16 protein-coding genes and 1 pseudogene are annotated in these 20,946 nt (G+C 72.8%); 12 read left to right on the forward strand and 5 right to left on the reverse strand.

What is annotated here, in order from left to right:
- The first annotated feature begins 188 nt into the window (after window positions 1-188).
- From ACFYW3_RS15630 to mug, 5 genes are all read left to right on the forward strand, one after another.
- Complete coding sequence (locus ACFYW3_RS15630; protein WP_351755219.1) at window positions 189-1,529, forward strand: hemolysin family protein; 1,341 nt, start codon at window positions 189-191, stop codon at window positions 1,527-1,529.
- Window positions 1,526-2,545 carry a hemolysin family protein gene (locus ACFYW3_RS15635; RefSeq protein ID WP_389386535.1) on the forward strand — a complete coding sequence of 340 codons (1,020 nt, stop codon included), beginning with the start codon at window positions 1,526-1,528 and terminating at the stop codon, window positions 2,543-2,545. Before ACFYW3_RS15630 ends, ACFYW3_RS15635 begins: the two co-directional genes overlap by 4 nt.
- A gap of 92 nt (window positions 2,546-2,637) precedes the next feature.
- Complete coding sequence (locus tag ACFYW3_RS15640) at window positions 2,638-3,429, forward strand: SGNH/GDSL hydrolase family protein (RefSeq protein WP_389386536.1); 792 nt, start codon at window positions 2,638-2,640, stop codon at window positions 3,427-3,429.
- Window positions 3,430-3,500: 71 nt separating this feature from the next.
- Complete coding sequence (gene purB / locus ACFYW3_RS15645) at window positions 3,501-4,934, forward strand: adenylosuccinate lyase (protein ID WP_389386537.1); 1,434 nt, start codon at window positions 3,501-3,503, stop codon at window positions 4,932-4,934.
- Complete coding sequence (mug, locus tag ACFYW3_RS15650; RefSeq protein ID WP_351755243.1) at window positions 4,931-5,470, forward strand: G/U mismatch-specific DNA glycosylase; 540 nt, start codon at window positions 4,931-4,933, stop codon at window positions 5,468-5,470. The genes purB and mug overlap by 4 nt, the downstream gene beginning before the upstream one ends.
- Before the next feature lie 201 nt (window positions 5,471-5,671).
- Here the strand turns inward: mug and ACFYW3_RS15655 are convergent, their stop codons facing one another.
- Window positions 5,672-6,109, reverse strand: a complete 438-nt coding sequence (locus ACFYW3_RS15655) for a hypothetical protein (RefSeq protein WP_351755211.1) — start codon at window positions 6,107-6,109, stop codon at window positions 5,672-5,674.
- A gap of 494 nt (window positions 6,110-6,603) precedes the next feature.
- Between ACFYW3_RS15655 and ACFYW3_RS15660 the strand changes: the two are divergent.
- A pseudogene (locus ACFYW3_RS15660) lies at window positions 6,604-6,813 on the forward strand (response regulator transcription factor); the annotation flags it as partial.
- 100 nt (window positions 6,814-6,913) lie between these two features.
- Window positions 6,914-8,071, forward strand: a complete 1,158-nt coding sequence (locus ACFYW3_RS15665; RefSeq protein ID WP_389386538.1) for an ROK family transcriptional regulator — start codon at window positions 6,914-6,916, stop codon at window positions 8,069-8,071.
- 311 nt (window positions 8,072-8,382) lie between these two features.
- Here the strand turns inward: ACFYW3_RS15665 and ACFYW3_RS15670 are convergent, their stop codons facing one another.
- On the reverse strand, window positions 8,383-9,141 hold the full coding sequence (locus tag ACFYW3_RS15670; protein ID WP_389386539.1) for a GntR family transcriptional regulator: 759 nt from the start codon (window positions 9,139-9,141) through the stop codon (window positions 8,383-8,385).
- Window positions 9,142-9,495: 354 nt separating this feature from the next.
- Between ACFYW3_RS15670 and ACFYW3_RS15675 the strand changes: the two genes are divergently transcribed.
- The 4 genes from ACFYW3_RS15675 (at window position 9,496) to ACFYW3_RS15690 (ending at window position 15,557) form a co-directional block, all read left to right on the forward strand.
- Entirely contained in the window at window positions 9,496-10,410 is a 915-nt protein-coding gene (locus ACFYW3_RS15675; protein ID WP_389386540.1) for an alpha/beta fold hydrolase, read from the forward strand.
- Window positions 10,411-10,516: 106 nt separating this feature from the next.
- On the forward strand, window positions 10,517-12,115 hold the full coding sequence (locus ACFYW3_RS15680; protein ID WP_351755200.1) for an alkaline phosphatase D family protein: 1,599 nt from the start codon (window positions 10,517-10,519) through the stop codon (window positions 12,113-12,115).
- A 131-nt stretch (window positions 12,116-12,246) separates the two neighbouring features.
- Window positions 12,247-13,704, forward strand: a complete 1,458-nt coding sequence (locus ACFYW3_RS15685; protein ID WP_351755197.1) for a GNAT family N-acetyltransferase — start codon at window positions 12,247-12,249, stop codon at window positions 13,702-13,704.
- Window positions 13,705-13,850: 146 nt separating this feature from the next.
- Window positions 13,851-15,557 (forward strand): DUF885 domain-containing protein, encoded by a 1,707-nt coding sequence (locus ACFYW3_RS15690; protein ID WP_389386541.1) that lies wholly within the window; start codon window positions 13,851-13,853, stop codon window positions 15,555-15,557.
- Between the two features lie 88 nt (window positions 15,558-15,645).
- Here the strand turns inward: ACFYW3_RS15690 and ACFYW3_RS15695 are convergent, their stop codons facing one another.
- Window positions 15,646-16,161: a rhodanese-like domain-containing protein gene (locus ACFYW3_RS15695; protein WP_351755192.1), complete on the reverse strand. Its 516-nt coding sequence runs from the start codon at window positions 16,159-16,161 to the stop codon at window positions 15,646-15,648.
- A 94-nt stretch (window positions 16,162-16,255) separates the two neighbouring features.
- Between ACFYW3_RS15695 and ACFYW3_RS15700 the strand changes: the two genes are divergently transcribed.
- Window positions 16,256-16,702, forward strand: a complete 447-nt coding sequence (locus tag ACFYW3_RS15700; protein ID WP_351755189.1) for an Lrp/AsnC family transcriptional regulator — start codon at window positions 16,256-16,258, stop codon at window positions 16,700-16,702.
- On the opposite strand, the gene ACFYW3_RS15705 is transcribed toward ACFYW3_RS15700, so the two are convergent.
- Together ACFYW3_RS15705 and ACFYW3_RS15710 are read right to left on the reverse strand one after the other, a co-directional pair.
- Complete coding sequence (locus ACFYW3_RS15705; RefSeq protein ID WP_389386542.1) at window positions 16,692-19,703, reverse strand: AAA family ATPase; 3,012 nt, start codon at window positions 19,701-19,703, stop codon at window positions 16,692-16,694. The two genes, ACFYW3_RS15700 and ACFYW3_RS15705, sit on opposite strands and share 11 nt — an antisense overlap.
- A complete protein-coding gene (locus tag ACFYW3_RS15710) occupies window positions 19,700-20,869 on the reverse strand; it encodes an exonuclease SbcCD subunit D (RefSeq protein ID WP_389386543.1) in 1,170 nt (389 codons plus the stop codon). Before ACFYW3_RS15710 ends, ACFYW3_RS15705 begins: the two co-directional genes overlap by 4 nt.
- Between the last annotated feature and the right edge of the window lie 77 nt (window positions 20,870-20,946).

Here is a 20,946-nt window from a genome sequence, read left to right on the forward strand (position 1 = left end):
CACCCGAGGGACTGGCGCCAAAAAGCACGCCCCGTCTCCTTTGCCTTTCCTTTACCCTGTGGTCAATCGTTCCGCTCGAACGACCTGAAAGAAAGGTGTGAGCGTCCGCCCATGGGCGAGCCTCCCGGTACCCGACATCGCGCGACACCCCTCCTCCTGGCTGATCATGGAACGGAGGTGACCGACCGATGACCGAAGTGCTCCTGCTCATCGTGGCGCTGCTGCTCTGCCTTGCCTGCGGAGTCTTCGTCGCGGCCGAGTTCTCGTTGACGACCGTCGAGCGCGGCGATCTCGAACGCGCCGTCGAACGCGGCGAACGCGGGGCCGACAGCGCCCTGGCAGCCGTGCGGAGCCTGACCTTCCAGCTCTCCGGCGCCCAACTCGGCATCACCGTGACCGGTCTGGTCATCGGCATGCTCTCCAAGCCCTCGATCTCGGCCCTGCTCCAGGGTCCGTTCGAGGCCATGGGCCTGTCCCCCGCGGCCGCGTCCTCCACCGCCCTGGTCGTGGGCACCGCCCTGTCGACCGTCGTCCTGATGGTCGTCGGCGAGCTGGTGCCGAAGAACTGGGCCATCTCCTCGCCGCTCGCCATCGCCAAGCGCGTGGCCACCGCGCAGCGGGTCTTCAGCCGTGCCTTCAAGCCACTGATCAGCCATTTGAACACCACCGCGAACCACCTCGTCCGCCGGTTCGGCCTGGAGCCGGCCGAGGAACTGGCCTCGGCACGCAGCCCTCAGGAGCTCGTGGCCCTGGCCCGGCACTCCGCGAAGGCGGGCTCGCTGGAGAAGGACACCGCCGAGCTGTTCGTGCGGACCCTGAACCTGGCCGACCTGACCGCGGAGAACGTCATGACCCCGCGCGTCCAGGTCACCGCACTCGACGTGCAGACCACCGCCGAGGACGTGGCGAACGCCACCCTGGCCACCGGACTGTCGCGCTTCCCCGTCTACCGGGGCAGCCTCGACACCGTCGTCGGCACCGTGCACATCAAGGACGTACTGGCGCTGCCCGCCGAGGACCGACACCGGTACCCCGTCGAGCGCCTGCTGCGCGAGCCGCTGCTGGTCCCCGAGTCACTGACCGTGGACCGGCTGCTGGACCGACTGTCGGGCCGGCAGACGATGGCCGTGGTCATCGACGAGTACGGCGGCACGGCCGGTGTGGCGACGCTGGAGGACATCGTCGAGGAGGTCGTGGGCGAGGTCCGCGACGAGCACGACCCGCACGAGACCCCGGACCTGGCCCCGGCCGGCACGGACGCCTCGGGGCGGGCCCTGTACTCGGCCGACGGCGCCGCCCGCACCGACCAGCTCCGGCGGATCGGTCTACGGGTGCCGGACGGCCCGTACGAGACGCTGGCCGGTCTCGTGGCCACCGCGTTGGGCCGGATCCCCGCCGTCGGCGACAGCATGGAACTGGACGGCTGGCGGCTGGACGTGGTGGACGCGAGCGGTCGGCGGGCCGCGCGGGTGCTGCTTCACACTCCGGTCGAATCCGCCGACAACGACGGTGCGGAGGAGACCCGGTGACCGCGATCCAGTTGTTGATCGGGCTGGCGACGCTGGTCGTGAACGCCTTCTTCGTCGGCGCGGAATTCGCGCTGATCTCGGTCCGGCGCAGTCAGATCGAGCCGTACGCCGAGCAGGGCGACCGGCGGGCCCGCGCCGTGGTGTGGGGTCTGGAACACCTGTCGGCACTGATGGCGGCGGCCCAACTGGGCATCACCCTGTGCACCCTGGTGCTGGGCGTGGTGGCCGAGCCCGCCATCGCCCACCTGCTGACGCCGCTGTTCGACCTGGTCGGGGTACCGGCCGGACTGACCCACGCGATCTCGTTCGTGGTGGCGCTGTCCCTGGCGACGTACCTGCACATGCTGTTCGGCGAGATGCTGCCGAAGAACGTGGCGCTCTCCGAGCCGGTGCGCACCGCGTTGCTGCTGGGGCCGCCGCTGGTGACCCTGACGAAGGCCCTCCGGCCGGTGATCTTCGCGATCAACGCCTTCGCGAACGCCCTGCTGCGCCTGCTGCGGGTGGACGTGAAGGACGAGGTCGCGGCGACCTTCTCGGACGACGAGCTGGCCCGGATGGTCAAGGACTCCAGCGACGCCGGACTGATCGACGGCCGCGCGAGCGAGCGACTGCACGACGCCCTGGAACTGGGCCGTCGCCCGGTCACCGATGTGGTGCTGCCGTCGGACCGGGTGGTCCCGGCGCGCGAGGGCATCTCCGCGGCGGGCCTGGAACGGTTGTCGGCCGAGTCGGGCTACTCCCGCTTCCCCGTGATCGACACGGAGCATCGAATCCTCGGCTACCTGCATGTCAAGGACGCGCTGGACGTGGCCGAGCGGGACGAACCCTTCCCGCTGTCCGAGCTTCGCCCGATCGCCCAGGTGCGGGCGGAGACCCCGCTGGACGACGTGCTGACCGCCATGCGGCGCAGCCGTACCCACCTGGCGGCGGTGCTCGGCCAGGACGGCGTCATGACGGGCCTGGTCACGATGGAGGACGTGCTGCGCGAGCTGTTCGGCAGGCCGGCGTCCGCGTGACCGGCGTCTGATTCCGTGTCCCGGGATCCCGTGCCCCGTACGGTCCCCGACCGTGCGGGGCAGGCATACCAAGCGGTATCATCGCTCCCGCCATGGAGATGAATGCATCTTACACCAGTTTCGTCGCGATCGGCGACTCCTTCACCGAGGGCATGTCCGACCTGCTCCCGGACGGCTCCTACCGCGGCTGGGCCGATCTGCTCGCCGCACGCCTCGCGACCCGCGAGCCGGACTTCCGCTACGCGAACCTCGCGGTGCGCGGGAAGCTGATCGGCCAGATCGCCGGGGAACAGGCGCCCATGGCGGCCGCGATGGGCGCCGACGTGGTGACGCTCGTGGGCGGCCTGAACGACGCGCTGCGGCCCAAGGTCGACATGGGCCGGGTGCGGGGGCACCTGGAGGAGGCCGTGGAACTGCTGGCCCCCTCCTGCAAGACGCTGGTCCTGATGCGTTCGCCGGGGCGCAACGGGCCGGTGATGGATCGTTTCCGCCCCCGCATGGAGGAGCTCTTCGTCATCCTCGACGAGCTCGCCACGCGGCACGACGCGCTGCTGGTGGACCTGTACGGGGCGCCCGTGCTCGCGGACCCGCGCATGTGGGACGTCGACCGGCTGCACCTGACGGCCGAGGGGCACCGCCGGGTGGCGGAGGCCGTCTGGCAGAGCCTGGGTCTGCCGCCCGAGGGCGAGTGGCGGGCCGATCTCGCGCCCTCGGCCACACCGAGCTGGCCGGCTCGCAGGACCGAGGACCTCCGCTTCGCCCGACAGCACCTGCTGCCCTGGATCGGGCGCCGACTGACCGGCCGCTCGTCGGGCGACGGGCGGGCGGCGAAGCGCGGAGAGCTGCTGCCGTACACGCCCTCGGCCACGGATCGGCTCTCGTAGCAAGACACAATCCGGGGTGGGTCCCCTACCTGCGTAAACGCACAGCGGCGGCCCAAGTAGAATCACTCCACGTGACAGCCAAGCCCCGCATCCCCAATGTCCTGGCCGGCCGCTACGCCTCCGCGGAGCTCGCCGTCCTGTGGTCCCCCGAGTACAAGGTGACGCTGGAGCGGCGGCTGTGGCTCGCCGTGCTGCGCGCCCAGAAGGACCTCGGTATCGAGGTTCCGGACGCCGCCCTCGCCGACTACGAGCGCGTCCTGGAGACGGTCGACCTCGCCTCCATCGCCGAGCGCGAGAAGGTCACCCGGCACGACGTGAAGGCCCGCATCGAGGAGTTCAACGCCCTCGCCGGTCACGAGCACGTCCACAAGGGCATGACCTCCCGCGACCTCACCGAGAACGTCGAGCAGCTCCAGATCCGGCTCTCGCTGGAACTGTCCCGTGACCGCACGGTCGCCGTCCTCGCCCGCCTCGCCAGGCTGGCCGCGGAACACGCCGAGCTGGTCATGGCCGGCCGCTCCCACAACGTCGCCGCGCAGGCCACCACCCTGGGCAAGCGCTTCGCCACCGCGGCCGACGAGCTGCTGGTCGCCTACGACCGCCTGGAGAACCTCCTGGAGCGCTACCCTCTCCGCGGGATCAAGGGCCCGGTCGGCACCTCCCAGGACATGCTCGACCTGCTCGGCGGCGACACCGCGAAGCTCGCCGACCTGGAGCAGCGCATCGCCGCCCACCTCGGCTTCGCCCAGGCCTTCACCTCCGTCGGCCAGGTCTACCCGCGCTCGCTCGACTACGACGTGGTCACCGCCCTGGTGCAGTTGGCCGCCGCCCCGTCCTCGATCGCCAAGACCATCCGGCTGATGGCCGGCCACGAGCTGGTGACCGAGGGCTTCAAGCCCGGTCAGGTCGGCTCCTCCGCGATGCCGCACAAGATGAACACCCGCTCCTGCGAGCGCGTGAACGGCCTGATGGTCATCCTGCGCGGCTACGCCTCGATGACCGGCGAGCTGGCCGGCGACCAGTGGAACGAGGGCGACGTCTCCTGCTCCGTCGTCCGCCGCGTGGCCCTGCCGGACGCGTTCTTCGCGTTCGACGGTCTGCTGGAGACCTTCCTGACCGTCCTCGACGAGTTCGGCGCCTTCCCGGCGGTCGTCGCCCGTGAACTCGACCGCTACCTGCCCTTCCTCGCCACCACCAAGGTGCTCATGGGCGCGGTGCGGGCCGGAGTGGGCCGCGAGGCCGCACACGAGGTCATCAAGGAGCACGCGGTCGCCTCCGCGCTCGCCATGCGCGAGCAGGGCGCCGAGCGCAACGAACTGCTGGACAAGCTGGCCGCCGACGAGCGAATGCCGCTGGACCGCGCCCAGCTCGACGCCCTGATGGCCGACAAGCTGTCCTTCACGGGTGCGGCCGGCGACCAGGTCGCGACGGTGGTCTCCCGTATCGAGGCCATCTCCAAGCAGCACCCGGAGGCCGCCGGGTACGCGCCGGGGTCGATCCTCTGACCCCCGACGAGCTTGCCGCCGCCCGTGACCGCGTCCTCCCGGACGTGGTCGCGGGCGGTCTGCGTGTGCTGTTCTGCGGGATCAATCCGGGTCTCCTCTCCGCCGCCACGGGCCACCACTTCGCCCGCCCCGGCAACCGGTTCTGGCCGGTCCTGCACCTGTCCGGCTTCACTCCACGCCGGCTGGCGCCCGCCGAGCAGGAGGAGCTGCTGACCTACCGGCTCGGCATCACCAACGTGGTGGCCCGCGCCACGGCCCGCGCCGACGAGTTGGACGCCGAGGAGTTCCGTGAGGGCGGACGAATCCTGACGGCCAAGGTGGAGCTCCTGCGTCCACAGTGGCTGGCCGTCGTCGGCGTGACCGCCTACCGGACGGCCTTCGGGGAGCCGAAGGCCCGGATCGGCCCCCAGGACCGGACCATCGGCGACACCCGCGTCTGGGCCCTGCCCAACCCGAGCGGCCTCAACGCCCACTGGACCGCCGAGTCCATGGCCCAGGAGTACGCCCGCCTCCGCGCCGCCACCGAGACCCCCTGACCAAGCCTCGCCGGTCCGGGTCCGGGTCCGGGTCCGGGTCCGGGTCCGGGTCCGGGTCCGGGTCCGGGTCCGGGTCCGGGTCCGGCAGCAACGGTGGGTCCGTTCCGGCACAGTGGAGCAACCAGGGGGTTCTCACGGCCTGCTCCCCCGCCGATCCCCGACCGGGTGACCAGGCCCTGGTTTCCCGGTCTCGCGTCACCCCTACGGCGGGTCGACCACGGTGACCGCGGCCATCAACCTGAAGGGGTCCCCGGTCGCTCTGCGGGCCGCGTAGACCACGAGCCACCGGTCGCCGGCCCGCCAGAGGTGAACGTGATCGGCGTCGTTGGCGAGCGAGTCCCACGGCTCCGGTATCGCCTCCCCGTCGAGACCCCGCTCCATCATCCGATCCAGAGCGAACACCTGCGGGGTCCCCCAGCGGCCGGTCAAGGCCTGCACCAGAGCGACGTACTCGGCACCGATCTGGTCGGCCGCCTCGATCCGAGCCGATCCGTCGTCCTCCCAGAAGTCCCGGGTCTCCACGAGTTGGACCTGATGACGGCCCGGGCCACTGCCGTGCCTGTCGAACCGGACCGGCTCGGTGGGAAAGTTCTGTCCCCGGAGCCGGTCGATCGTGTCGAGATGCTCTGCCGTGGTCATGCCGTCAGTATCACGGGGGGCACTGACAACTGGCTCGACGTCATGCCTCCGACGGCTCACCGCGAGCCGCCCTCCGGCCGGCGCCGGCAGTGACCACGGCGTGGCCCACCCCCGGGCCGGTCCGGGGACCGAGTGAGCCGTCCGTCGCCGACCGCATGACCATCCGACCGGCACGGTCCGGCATGAACTGCCGCGCTCCACCCACCACCTGACCAACCATGAAGGGTACGAGCAGGCAGGCTCATCACGAGCGTGCCATCGCGCACCAGTGCGGTCAGTCCGGCCGCGAGAGGCGCCAGGGGCGTCGGGTGGACCCCGCTCCCGAACACGACGCCGAGCCCGCCCGGGTCACCCAGGCCCAAGGCGTACTTCCCCATGAAGGCCTGTCCGGCGGCGAAGGTGACGGCGCCGGTGATCTGGCCGATCAGGTACGCGAGTCCGGCGATCACGGCCACCTTGGAGAGATGCGGGCGGGTCCGGTTGGGCACGGCCCGTTGGAACGGGCAGCGCCGACCGAGCGAGAGGAGGCGGTGCTCCGGTTGACGGCCCGCGGCTTGACCGATGTGGAGATCGCGGCGGAGCTGATCGTCGGCACGGAGACCGTGAAGTTCCGCGTCAGGGCGATCTGGGCGAAGCCGGGCGCACGGGACCGCATCCAGGCGGTCATCGCCGCCCACGAGTCCGGATTCGTCGCCCCGGCTTGATGGGAGAGGCTGATTCCGGCCGTTGGGGGGCCGCTTCTCGCCGTTGCGGCGGGTGCGCAGTACGATCCGGCTGACAGGGCCGCTAGCTGGGAGGACAACGTTGGGGCAGCTGACCGGCGGGGACCCCTCTCTGCTCCGAAGGATCAATTCGGCGGTGGTGCTGCGGGCTCTGCGCGCGGCCGAATCGCCGACCCTCACCGACCTCACACGGGTCACCGGGCTCTCCCGGCCGACCGTGGAGGGTGTGGTGGAGGGTCTGATCGGCACGGGGCTCGTGGTGGAGGCCGAAGCCGAGGAGGGCGCGCGGCGACAGGGCCGGCCCGCCAGACGCTTCCGCTTCCGGACCGAGGCGGGACACCTGCTCGGCATCGAGATCGGCTCGCACCGGATCGCCGTCCTGCTGTCCGGTCTGGACGGGCGGGTGATCGGCGCGGGTACCAAGGACGTCGCCGAGACCGCATCGGCCGACGAGCGGCTGGATCGGGTCCGGTCGGCGGTGGCCGATCTGCTGCGGCGCTCCTGTGTGCCACGGGACTCCTTGCGGGCCGTCGGCGTGGGCAGCCCCGGAATCGTGGAGGCGGACGGCACGGTCCGCCTCGGGACCGCCCTGCCGGGGTGGACCGGGCTGCCGCTCGGCGAGAGGTTGAGGCGCTCGTTCCGCTGCCCTGTGCAGGTGGAGAACGATGCCAACGCCGCGGCGGTCGCGGAGCACTGGAAGGGTGCCGCGCGGGACACCGACGACATGGTGTTCGTGATGGCCGGCCTCAGCCCCGGCGCCGGTTCGCTGATCGGCGGCCGACTGCACCGCGGCTACGGCGGAGCCGCCGGCGAGATCGGCGCGCTGCACCTCCTGGGGCGCGAGGTCACGCCGGAAAGGCTGCTGTCGACCACCGGCGAACCGTTGCACCCGCTGGACGAGCCGGCCGTGGCCGAGGTCTTCGCGATGGCCGGACGGGGGGACGCCGGGGCGGTCGCCGCCGTGGAACGGTTCCTCCAGCGACTGGTGCACGACGTGGCCGCGCTGGTTCTGGCGATGGATCCGGAACTGGTGGTGGTGGGCGGTTGGGCTGCCGGACTGGACGGGGTCCTGGAGCCCTTGCGCCGGGAGCTGGAGCGGTACTGCCTGCGCCCGCCTCGGGTGGAACAGTCGCTGCTCGGTGAGGCGGCGGTGGCCACCGGGGCGCTGCGGCTGGCCTTGGACCACGTCGAGGAAGAGCTGTTCGCGGTGGAGAAGACGGTGACGGCCCGGCGCCGCTGACACCGGCGCCGCAGACCCCTGTACCGCCGTGAACCACCCCGGCCCCTTGCGGTGCTCCCCCTCGTTCCGGGCCGCGCGCGGGGTGGGGCGCTCCGGGCCCCTGGCGTCGAACGCACCCGAGACACGACAGAGCCCGGCGCGCGGGGCGTCGGGCCGTTGTCGTGTCGTTGTCGTGTCGTCATGCGTCGTCTCGTCACGCGCCACGCGGGGCGCGTCAGCCGCTCGGGAGCGTCACGCCGCCTCGGAGGCGTACCGGGCGTCCCCCGCAGGGGCGCCGCGGGTCAGAACGCACCCCGGGGACGCCCCCCGGGTCAGGACGCGGCGCGGGTTTCGGTGATCTCGACTCCGGAGTCGCCGAAGGTCAGGCGGCAGGTGTCGGCGCGGTAGGTGGCGACCGAGACGGCGGCCGTCCCCGCGGCGGTGAAGTAGCGCGTGGTCACGAGCAGCACCGGGGCGCCCGGCAGCCGGTCGAGTTCCTTGGCGTCGTCTGCGCGGGCGGAGCCGAGCTCCACGGAGCGGTCCTGGCCGTCGAGCACGAGCCTTTGGAGTTCCCGCAGCACGACGCGGGCGCGGGCGGGCCCGGCCGGGGCGTCGATGGCGGAGAGTCCGGACACGGACCGGGCCGGCACGTACAGCAGCTCGGCGGCCAGCGCCTGGCCCTGGGTGACCCTGGTCCGGCGCACGACGTGTACGGGCTGGTCGGCGGCGAAGTCGGGACCGAGGAGCTTCAGCACGGCGGCCGGCGGCACGGCCTCGACCGTGTCCGTGGCCTCCCAGCCGTCGCCGCTCTCGCCGGGCCAGCTGTGGCCGGTGTCGCCGACGGCGACGCCGACGCGCGGCGGGGCGACGGTGGTGCCGACGCCGCGCCGGCGCTGCAGGCGGCCTTCGAGTTCCAGCTGTTCCAGGGCCTGCCGCAGGGTGGCGCGGGCGACTCCGAAGCGTGCGGCGAGGTCGCGCTCGTTCGGAAGGATCTCGCCGACGGCGAAGTCCCGGTCGAGCGCTTCGCTGAGGACGGTCTTGAGGTGCCAGTACTTCGGCTCCGGCACCGATTCGAGCTGCGTGGTCCCCACCCTGACTCCTCCTGCAATCGATGCAATCGCCGTGTCCCAGCGGCAGTTCCGCACCGCAGTTCCGCGCCCTTGTTTATTAAAGGTTCCTGCACTATCCCTGCGACGATAGGACGGCGCACCACCTTGGTCAAGACCAATCCTCGCCGCTTTGTCGGGCAGATCGGGCATATGTAGCAACCCGTTCACGGGATGTTCGCGCTCCCGGACCACGACCGCTCCGGCGACCACCGCGACCCCGCACGTCCGGTGGATTTCAACGCCCGATCCCCGGCGGGGACTTGCCGGCGGAAGCTACTGAACGGTAGTCATTACTGACAGCCTGTCTCACACGCGTCCAGCCCGACGAGGAGCAGCATGACCGCCACGGTCTCGTTCACGATCGATTCCCCGCTCGGCCCCCGTCCCGCCACCGTCGCCTACGAGCGCAAGGGCGCCGGCGAGCCGCTCCTCCTGCTCCACGGCATCGGCCACCACCTCCAGGCCTGGCATCCGGTGATCGACATCCTGGCCGCCGAGCACGAGGTCATCGCGGTCGACCTGCCGGGCTTCGGCTCCTCCGATCCGCTGCCCGCGGGCGTCCCGTACGACCTGTCCACCGTCGCCCCGGCCCTCGGCGCGCTCTGCGCGGCGCTGGGCGTGGAGCGTCCGCACGTCGCGGGGAACTCCCTCGGCGGGCTGCTCGCGCTCGAAATGGCGCGCACGCACCTCGTACGGTCGGTGACCGCCTTGTCCCCCGCCGGGTTCTGGTCGCAGGCCGAGCGCCGCTACGCCTTCGCGGCCCTGCGCTCCATGCGCGTCGGCGCGAAGGCGCTGCCTCGGCCCACTCTGGAGCGGCTCTCGCGCAGCGGGGCGGGTCGGGCCGCGCTGACCGGGACCATCTACGCGCGCCCGGCCCGGCGTTCTCCCGAGGCGGTGGTGGCCGAGACCCTCGCCCTGCGCGACGCCACCGGCTTCGAGAAGACCCTGGCGGCGGGCGGATCCGTACTCTTCACCGACGACGTACCGGGCCTGCCGGTCACCATCGCCTGGGGCGACAGCGACCGGCTCCTCCTGCGCCGGCAGGGGGTGCGTGCCAAGCGCGTGATCCCGGCCGCCCGGTTGGTCCGGCTCCCGGGCTGTGGGCACGTCCCGATGAACGACGACCCCGCCCTCGTCTCCCGGGTCATCCTCGACACGGCACGCCGTGCATCGAGCGGTACCCCGAGCCCGACACCGGGCGCCACGGCGTGGAGCGGGGAGCGGCGGGGCGGCGCGCAGCAGGCCGTGTGAGCGGCCGGCGGCTGTTCATCCGCGGTTCGCGTGGGCGACGCGGCCGGGCCGGTGTGCGGCGACACACTGGTCCGGCCCGCCCCCGCCGGCCCCTGGAGACGCACCGATGGCACCCCTGCCGCACACCCGACGTTCCCTGCTCGGCAGTTCGCTCGCCGTTCCCGCCGGGCTGGTCCTGTCCGGGGCCTTCGCCGCGCCGGCGTTCGCCGCCCCGCGCCGGGCCCCCGCACTCGTCCTCTCCGGCCGCCCGAACGCCCTCTGGGGCACCCAGTCCGGGGAGATCACCGCTCACTCGGCCACCGTCTGGACGCGCTCCGACCGCGCCGCGCGGATGTGGGTCGAGACCTCCCCGAGCGAGTCGTTCCGGTACGGCGTGCGCCGCCACGGCGGGGTGTTCCTCGGTCCCGCAACCGACTTCACCGGCACCGTCACCCTGCGCGATCTGCCGCCCGGCCGGCAGATCCACTACCGGGTCGTGCTCGCGGACCCCGCCGATCCGCGCCGGACCGGCGAGCCGGTGCGCGGCACGTTCCGCACCACACCGGTGTCCCGCCGCCACGACGTGCGATTCCTGTGGTCCGGTGACCTCGCGGGGCAGGGCTGGGGCATCAATCCCGAGGTCGGCGGATACCGCGTCTTCGAGGAGATGCGGCTGCGGGACCCCGACTTCTTCCTCTTCAGCGGCGACACGATCTACGCCGACGGTCCCCTCCAGGCCGCCGTGCCCCGGCCCGACGGAACCATCTGGCGCAACGTCACCAGCGAGGAGAAGTCGAAGGTCGCGGAGACCCTGGCGGAGTTCCGCGGGAACTTCCGCTACAACCTGCTCGATCGCAACCTCCGCGACTTCAACGCCCAGGTCCCGGTGCTGGTCCAGTGGGACGACCACGAGGTGCGCAACAACTGGTATCCGGGGCAGCGGATCGAGGATCCCCGGTACACCGTCAAGGACGTCGACACCCTCGCCGGTCGGGCCCGCCAGGCGTTCGGGGAGTACTTCCCGGTCAGCGATCTGCGCGGTGGTGGCGCAGAGGGGCGGATGTACCGGGTGATGCGGCACGGGCCGCTGCTGGACGTGTTCGTCCTCGACATGCGGACCTATAGGAATCCCAATTCCCCCGACGTCCAGACCGTCGACCCGATCGGCATTCTCGGTCCGGAACAGTTGGGCTGGCTCAAGCGCGAGCTCTCGCGCTCGCGCGCGACCTGGAAGGTGATCGCCGCGGACATGCCGCTGGGCATCGTCGTAGCCGACGGGGCCACCGACTTCGAGGCCGTCGCCCAGGGCGATCCGGGCGCACCGCTCGGTCGGGAGCTCCAGATCGCCGAACTCCTGCGTCACATCAAGCACCAACGCATCACCGGCACCGTCTGGCTCACGGCCGACGTCCATTACACGGCCGCCAACCACTACGCGCCCGAGCGGGCGGCCTTCACGGACTTCGCGCCGTTCTGGGAGTTCGTCTCCGGCCCGATCGGTGCGGGCGCCTTCCCGGCGGGCCGCCTCGACGCGACGTTCGGGGCCCGGACCGCATACGTCCAGTCGGCCTCGGTGGCCAACATGTCCCCGGCCGAGAACCCTCCGTACTACGGCGAGGTCGACATCGACGCGGACAGCGGGGAGCTCACCGTGCGCCTGCGTCAGCAGGGAGGTCGGGTGCTCTTCACCAGGACGCTCCGACCGGGGCGCGTGGGGCAGTCGTGACCTCGCCGGAAACACGGTCCGAAACACCGCCCGAACAGCCCGAAACATGACAGACCGACCGGATCGACACTTAACCAGTCGGTCACAGATCGTTCGTGATCACGCAACACCCCTGCGCCACAGTGGTGTGCATGACTGACCGTAATGTTGCCTCCGCCCAGCGTCCCCACCGCCACCACTGGCGCCGTGACGTCGTCGAACTCGCCGCCCTCTTCTGCGCCGTCGCGGTGGCCGACGGCATCGCCAATCTCGTGGTGCACGGCCCCAGGGGCCCGATCCTGCTGGTCGCCTCGGCCATCGCGCTCCTGGTCACGGCCGCCTTCCACACCTGGTGGGCACGCCGCCACAGTCATGCGCCCCCTCCGGGAAGCGCCGCGCCCTCCGATCCGGCCGCGGCATCGGCGCCGCATGCCACACCCGCCGGGGGGAGCGCCGGTTCCCCCGCGGACCCGAAGGCGACCCCCGCCCTGTGGCGGATGCGTACGACGGTGCGTGACGAACCCGGCAGCCTGGCCGCGATCTGCACCGCGCTCGCCCGCAGTGGCGTGGACATCCTGACACTGCAGACCCATCCCCTCCCCGAGGGCGGCACGGTCGACGAGTTCCTGCTGCGCGCCCCGCAGCGGCTGCCCTCCGCGGACCTGACCCGGGCCATCGCCGGGGCCGGCGGGCACAGCACCTGGATCGAGCGCGCCGACGCCCACGACCTGGTCGACACCCCGACCCGGGTGCTCGGTCTCGCCACCCGCACCGCGCTGGACGCCGCCGAGTTGCCGCTCGCCCTGCGCCAACTGCTCGGCCGCTGCACGATCCATTCGATCCCCGCGACCACGCTCTCCGGCCGCCCCAACTCCGGCGCGGACGCCCCCGTCGAAGGGGTCCTGGAGGCCACGGTCATGCGGCTGCGCGACCCGTCGGGCGGCGCGATCACCGTGGAGCGGCCCTACCTGCCCTTCACCCCGACCGAGTTCGCCCGCGCCCGGGCCCTGGTGGAGCTCGACGCCCGGCTCGGGCCGCGCGTCCCGCGCAGCCAGGACGTGCTGACGCTGCCCGAGGGCAACGAGATCACCGTGCGGCGGGCCGACGGCTCCGATCTGGCCGCCGCCCGCGCGATGCACGACCGTTGCTCCGAGCGCACGCTGGGCCTGCGCTACCACGGCCCGGTCGGCGATGCCGATCGCTACCTCGGCCACCTGCTGAGCCCCCGGTTCGGTCGCACGCTTGCCGCGACGACCGCCTCCGGGAAGCTCGTCGCCCTCGGCCACCTGCTGTGGGACGGCGACGAGACCGAGGTGGCGCTGCTCATCGAGGACGACTGGCAGCGCCGAGGCATCGGCTCGGAACTGCTGCGCCGCCTGCTGTCGATGGCCGTGGAGGCCGGCTGCGACAGCGTGTACGCCGTCACCCAGGCGTCCAACACCGGCATGGTCGCGGCCATGCGCGGCCTCGGGCTGCCCCTCGACTACCAGATCGAGGAGGGCACCCTGGTGATCACGGCCCGGCTGGACGCCGCCCGCGTCGACTCCCGGCCGTCCCACGAGGCCCCGCGCGAGCAGCACGCGTACGAGACACGGCGGCTCCAGGGCTGACGACACGAGAGCGCGAGGGCCGTCCGCCGAGTGCGGGCGGCCCTCGGTCGCGTACGGACCTCCCGGGAAATCCTCGGGCCGAGAGGACCGCAGGCCGAGAGCGAACTTCGAAGACGGGAGGGCGTCCCACGTACGAGGATGGCCGCATGTCAGAGACCCTCCACAATGACCGCGCCCACCGGCTGCCCCGCCAGGTCGCCGACGCGTACGTAGACGACCTCATCGCCATCGACCCGATCACCGGTACCTACCTCGGCGTCGCCGAGAGTTCCCGCCGGCTCCCGGACTTCTCCCCGGCCGGTCGCGCGGCCGTCGCCGAGCTGGCCCGCACCACCCTCGACCGGCTCGACGCCGCCGAGCGGCTGCCCGGCGCCGACACCGACGCCGAGCGCCGCTGCGCACGCCTGCTGCGCGAGCGCCTCACGGCGGAACTCGGCGTGTACGAGGCCGACGAGGACCTCCGCGCGGTCAGCAACCTCCACTCCCCCGCGCATTCGGTCCGCGAGATCTTCACCCTGACCCCCGCCGACACGGCGGAGGACTGGGCGGCGATCGCCGAACGGCTGCGGGCGGTCCCGGCCGCCTTCGCCGGCTACCGCGAGAGCCTGCGACTGGGCCTGGACCGGGGTCTGTACGGCGGTCCGCGCCCCACCGCCACCTTCATCGGCCAGCTCACCACCTGGGCCGGTCAGGCCGGCGACGGCGAGCGCGACTTCTTCGGGAAGTTCGCGGCGGACGGCCCGGACTCCCTGCGCGCCGAGCTGGACGAGGCGGCGGCGGCCGCCACGACCGCCGTCGTCGCACTGCGCGACTGGATGACCGAGGTGTACGCCCCCGCCGTCGCGGACGCCCCGGACACCGTGGGCCGCGCGCGCTACGCGCGCTGGTCCCGGTACTTCAACGGCACGGACCTGGACCTGGACGAGGCCTACGCCTACGGCTGGTCGGAGTACCACCGTCTGCTCGCCGAGATGAAGGCCGAGGCGGACAAGATCCTGCCGGGCTCGAACCCGTGGGACGCGCTGCGGCACCTGGACGAACACGGCACGCACATCGACGGCGTCGACGAGGTCCGTGCCTGGTTGCAGGGCCTCATGGACGAGGCCATCGAGAACCTCGACGGCACCCACTTCGAGCTCGCCGAGCGGGTCAAGAAGGTGGAGTCGATGATCGCCCCGCCGGGCGGCGCGGCGGCCCCCTACTACACCAACCCGTCGGAGGACTTCTCCCGCCCGGGGCGCACCTGGTTGCCGACGATGGGCCAGACCCGCTTCCCGGTGTACGACCTGGTCTCGACCTGGTACCACGAAGGCGTTCCGGGGCACCACCTGCAGTTGGCGCAGTGGACGCACGTCGCGGACCAGCTCTCCCGCTACCAGGCGAGCGTCGGTCTGGTGAGCGCCAACGCCGAGGGCTGGGCCCTGTACGCCGAGCGCCTGATGGACGAGCTCGGGTATCTGAAGGACGCCGAGCAGCGACTGGGTTACCTGGACTGCCAGATGATGCGCGCCGCGCGCGTCATCGTGGACATCGGCATGCACCTGGAGTTGGAGATCCCGGCGGACTCGCCGTTCCACCCGGGCGAGCGGTGGACGGTGGAGCTGGCGCAGGAGTTCTTCGGCCTGCACAGCGGTCGGCCGGGCGACTTCGTCGAGAGCGAGCTGACCCGCTACCTGTCGATGCCGGGCCAGGCCATCGGCTACAAGCTGGGCGAGCGCGCCTGGCTGCTGGGCCGGGACAACGCCCGCGCCGCGCACGGCGAGTCCTTCGACCTGAAGGCGTGGCACATGGCGGCGCTGTCGCAGGGTTCGCTGGGGCTGGACGACCTGGTGGACGAGCTCTCGAAGCTCTGATCCCGGCTTCGGGCCACGGATGACGGCGGGCCGCTCACCCCTGCGCGGGTGGGCGGCCCGCCGTCGTGTCGGCGCGTACGGGGCGAGGTCAGCAGCCGCAGTCGTCGGAGTCCGTGGGCGCGGTCAGCGGGTCCGCCTCGGCGCGCTGCCGGTTCCCCTCCCAGGTCTCGACCTCGAAGCCCTCGCGGATCCAGTACTCGATGCCGCCGAGCATCTCCTTGACCCGGTATCCGAGTTCGGCGAGCGCCAGGGCGGATCGGGTGGCTCCGTTGCAGCCGGGGCCCCAGCAGTAGGTGACCACCGGGACGTCCTTGTCCAGGAGCCTGTCGGCCTGCTCGGGAATGAGTGCGGTGGGCAGGTGGATCGCGCCGGGCACGTGGGCCTGGTCCCAGGCCTCGGTGGAGCGGGAGTCGACCAGTTGGAAGCCGAGTGCGGCGCCCTCCTCACGGTTGGCCCTGACCGCGCCGGCGACGTCGGAGACGTCCGCGTGGAAGGCCAGGCTCGCCGCGAAGTAGGCGGCCGCCGCGGCCGGGCTCGCCGGGGCGACCCGCAGCACGGGGTGGGTGGTGGCGGGGGTGGCCTCTGTGGTCCGTGTCGTCGTCATGGTCTGGAATCTATGACCTGCCGATCGGCGTCGGAAGGCGGTTTCCCCGGCCTTCCTCTTGTATCGCCGGGGATTGTCCTGCTACATCTGCGGGATGACCGACTATTCCCCCGACGCCACCGACTGGCGCATCCTGGCGGCCCTGCAAGACAACGGACGGGCCGGTTTCGCCGAGCTCGCGCGGGCGGTGTCCATGTCCGCGAGCGCCGTCACCGAGCGGGTGCGCCGGCTGGAGGAGGCGGGCGTGATCACCGGGTACACGGCCGTGGTGGACCCGGAGAAACTGGGCAAACCCGTCCTCGCCCTGGTCCGGCTGCGTTATCCGCACGGCAACTACAAGCCGTTCAACGATCTTCTGGAGGCCACGCCGGACATCCTGGAGGCCCACCACGTCACGGGCGACGACTGTTTCGTGCTCAAGGTGGCCGCGCGTTCCATGCGGCACCTGGAGGAGATCACCGGCCGGATATCGGGGCTCGGGTCCGTCACCACGAGCATCGTGTACTCGTCCCCGCTGTCGCGGCGGCCCCTCAGCCCCTGAAACCCCCGGTGCGGTGGCGCACGACCGAGCCGCCGCGCTGCTTGACGATCTCCAACTGGGCCTGGACCCGGGTCCGCAGATCGGCGACGTGGCTCACGATGCCGACGCTGCGGTCCCGCTCGCGCAGCGAGTCCAGCACGTCGAGGACCTCGTCCAGGGCCTGGTCGTCGAGGCTGCCGAAGCCCTCGTCGATGAACAGGGTGTCGAGGCGCATCCCGCCCGCCTCGTCGGTGACCACGTCGGCCAGCCCGAGGGCGAGCGCGAGCGAGGCGAAGAAGGTCTCGCCGCCGGACAGGGTGGCGGTGTCCCGCTCGATGCCGGTCCAGGCGTCCACCACGTGGAGCCCCAGACCGGAACGGCCCCGGCCGCTCGCCCTCGCGTCGGAGTGGACGAGCGTGTAGCGACCGCCGGACATGCGCAGCAGCCGCACCGTCGCGGCCGCGGCGACCTGCTCCAGCCGGGCGGCCAGTACGTACGACTCCAGCCGCATCTTGCGCTCGTTGTCGGCGGAGGTGCCCGCGGTGAGTCCGGCGAGCCGGGCCACCCGGTCGTAGGCCTCGCGCAGCGGTCCCAGGGCCCGCAGTTCCTGCTCGGCCTGCCGGGAGAGCCGGTCCAGTTCGGCGCGGCGCACCCGCGCGGCGTCCACGGCGGAGCCGGCCGTGCGCAGCCTCGCGGCGGCCGCGTCCGCGTGCGCCTCGGCGGTGTGCGGGTCGGCGGGGGGCAGGGTCGCCGCGGCGGCGGTCTCGCTCTCGCCGAGACGGTCGGCGAGCATGGCCTCCTCTGCCTGCCAGGAGTCCAGCCGGTGCTGGAGCGCGGTGCGTTCGTACTCGGGGAGCACGGCCTCGGCCGCCGCGTCGGTGGTGTCGAAGCCGGCCTTGAAGGCGGCGTCGGCGAGCTGGTCGTCGGCCTCCTTCAGGCGGGCGGCGGTGGTCTCGGCGCGGCGCAGGGACGCGGCGGCGCCGGTGACCATCCGGATCCGGTCCTCCAGGATCCGGGCGCGGGCCGCGACACTGGGCGCGTCGCCCCGTACGAGGACCAGTTCGGCCTCCAGGGAGGCCTGTTCGCGTTCGAGGGCCTCGCGGCGGGAGGCGCGTGCGGCGGCCCGGCGCTCGGCGTCGAGCCGGTCGGCGCTGCGCGCGGCGTGCTCCTGCTCGGCGCGGGCGAGGCGCTCGCGGGCGGCGTGCAGTGCGGCGGCGTCCGCGTGGGCGGCCGCGTGTCGGGCGCTCAGGTCGGCGTTGAGTGCGAGCAGTTCGGCGGTGGTGGCGTCCCCGGCCGCGGCGGCGGCCTCCGACTCGGCCTCCCGCACGGCGGCCAGTCTCCGCTCGACGGTGGCCCTGCGCTCCTCGGCCTGCTCGAACCGGGCGTGGGAGGCGTCCTCGGCGGCCCGGTCGACGTGCCCGGGCGCGGGGCGGGCCGGCTCGGGGTGCTCCGCCGATCCGCACACCGTGCAGGGCTCCCCCGCCACCAGCGCCGCGGCGAGTTCGGCGGCGATCCCGCGCAGCCGGGACTCCTTCAGCTCCAGCCAACGTTCCCGGGCGGCGGTGGACTCCTCGCGTACGGCCAGCAGGTCGCCCGAGGCGGCTTCGGCGTCGGCGGCCAGGGCGTCACGTCGCCGGGCGGCGCTCAGGTGCATCCGGGCGGGCTCCAGGCGGCCCGCGAGCTGTTCGGCGAGGGTGGCGGCCTGTTGGGCGGCGTCGGCGCGGGCGACCAGCGCGGTCCGGGTGGCGTCCCAGCGGGCGAGCCACTCGGCCGATTCCTGGTGCTGCTCGTCGGCGTCCCGGGACTCCCGGTCGAGGGTGGCGCGTTCGCGGCCGATCTCGGCGCTGCGCTGCTCGGCGCGCTGGGCGGCGCCGACGGCGCCGAGTTCCTCGCGCAACCGCTGCTCCACGGTGGCGAGTTGTTCCGTGCCGGCCTCGGCGAGGGCCGGGGGGAGTTCGGCGCGGGCGAGGGATTCCGCGTGGGCGGCGGTCAGGTGGGCGCCGGCCGCGGCTCCGCGCAGTTCCAGGGCGGGGGCGACCAGGGCGCCCCGACGGGCCCGGTCCAGCAGGGCCCGGACCCGCTCCCGTTCGGGTGCGGCCTCGGCGAGCAGGGCGGCCCGGCGGGTGGTCTCGGCGTGCCGGCGCTGGAGCCGGTCGAGTTCCCGGGCGTCCTCGGCGGCCCGCCGGGCGGCGGCGTACCGGCTCTCGACGGCGGCCAGCGCGTACTCGGCCACGGTCAGCCGTTCCCGGGCGGCGCACCGTGCGACGGCCGCCCAGGCCCGGATCGCCTCGGCGAGGCCGGGGTCGCCGGGCTGGTGGCGGGGCAGCGGCCAGGCGCGCAGGTCGGCGCAGTCCCCGGCGGCCTGGGCGAGACGTTGCGCGGTGTGCAGGACGTTCTCGTCGCCGGCGCGCACCTTGGCCTCGGCGGCCCGGCGGCGTTCCGCGAGCAGCGTCTCGACGGCGGCGAAGCGGCGGGTGTCGAAGAGCCGACCGAGCAGTCGGCCGCGGGCCTCGGCGCCGGCCCGCAGGAATTGGGCGAACTCCCCCTGGGGCAGCAGCACCACCTGGCAGAACTGGTCGCGGCTCATGCCGAGGAGTTGTTCGATCTCCTCGCCGATCTCCTGGTGGGAGCGGCTCAGCGCGGTCCAGTTCTCGCCGTCGTACTCGCGCAGCCAACTCTGCGCCTTGTCCTTGGTCGTGCCGGTGCCGCGCTTCTTCGGCCGGCCCTGTTCGGGCCGCCGGGTGATCTCCAGGCGGCGGCCTCCCGCGGTGAGTTCGAGGGTGACCTCGGTGGGGGTCTCGGGGGCCGCGTGGTCGCTGCGCAGGCTGTTCCCGGGGTTCTGGCGGACGCCGGGCACGGAGGCGTAGAGGGCGTAGCAGACCGCGTCGAGGACGGAGGTCTTGCCCGCTCCGGTGGGGCCGTGCAGGAGGAAGACGCCGGCGCCGGAGAGGGCGTCGAAGTCGATCTCCTGGGGTTCCGCGAAGGGGCCGAAGGCGGTGACCTTGAGTCGGTGCAGCCTCATCGGGCGGTCTCCTCGTGCCGGGCCTGGGCCCGTACCTCGTCGAAGGCGCCCTGGAGCACGACCCGTTCGGCCTCGTCGGCGGATCCCCCGCCGCGCACGTGGGCGACGAAGTCCTCGGCGATCTCCTGATCGCTGCGGCCCTTGAGCCGCTGGGCGTAGGAGATCCCGCCGTCCTCCTCGCGGCCCTCGGGGTCGAAGGCGAGGCTGAGGGTGTGCGGGAAGCGGGCTGCGAGGCGCGCCATGGGGTCCTCGGGCCGGGCGGCGTCGGTGAGGGTGGCCTCGACCCAGGAGTTCTCGTGCCGGGTGAGCGCGGAGTCCGCGAGCAGGTCGTCCAGTCGGCCGCGGATCCGGGCGAGGGGGCGCGGGACGGGGTTCTCGATCCGTTCGACGCTCGTCAGTTCCCCGCCGGCGCCGAGGTCGATCAGCCACATGGTCTTGCGGTGGTCGGCTTCGGAGAAGGAGTAGGCCAGCGGGGAACCCGAGTAGCGGACCCGTTCGTTGATCGTCTGGCAGCCGTGGAGGTGGCCGAGCGCGGTGTAGTCCACCCCGGCGAAGACGTCGGCGGGCACGGCCTCGACCCCTCCGACGGTGATGTCGCGCTCGCTGTCGCTGGCCGTCCCCCCGGTGACGAAGGCGTGGGAGAGGACGATCGAGCGGGTGCCGGGGGCCCGGCCGGCGAGGTCGGCCCGGATCCGGCGCATCGCCGCGCCCAGCACGGCCTCGTGGCTGACCCGGTCCGCCCCCAGGGTGTCCTTCACCAGCGCCGGTTCGAGGTAGGGCAGTCCGTACAGCGCCACGTCGCCGTGCGCGTCCGACAGCACCACGGGTTCGGCGCAGCCCGCCGGGTCGGTCCGCAGGAAGATCCCGGCCCGGTCGATCAACCCGGCGCCGACCCCGAGGCGGCGGGCGGAGTCGTGGTTCCCGGAGATCATCACGGTCGGTACGCCGAGTGCGGCGAGCCGGTGCAGGGCCCGGTCGTACAGCTCGACGGCGGGAAGCGGGGGGACGGCCCGGTCGTAGATGTCGCCGGCGACGAGGACGGCGTCGACCTCGTGCTCCTCGACGGTCGCGACGAGGTGGTCGATGAAGGCGGCCTGGGCTCCGAGCATGTTCACGCGGTGGAAGGAGCGCCCGAGGTGCCAGTCGGAGGTGTGCAGGAACTTCACTCGCCGGCCCCGCCGCGCATGCCGTCTCCCCCTGATCGCCCTCTGACCCTGTGTCCCCTCTACGCTAACCGGTCACC

The sequence above is a fragment of the Streptomyces sp. NPDC002602 genome, assembly GCF_042889445.1.
Taxonomy (GTDB): domain Bacteria; phylum Actinomycetota; class Actinomycetes; order Streptomycetales; family Streptomycetaceae; genus Streptomyces.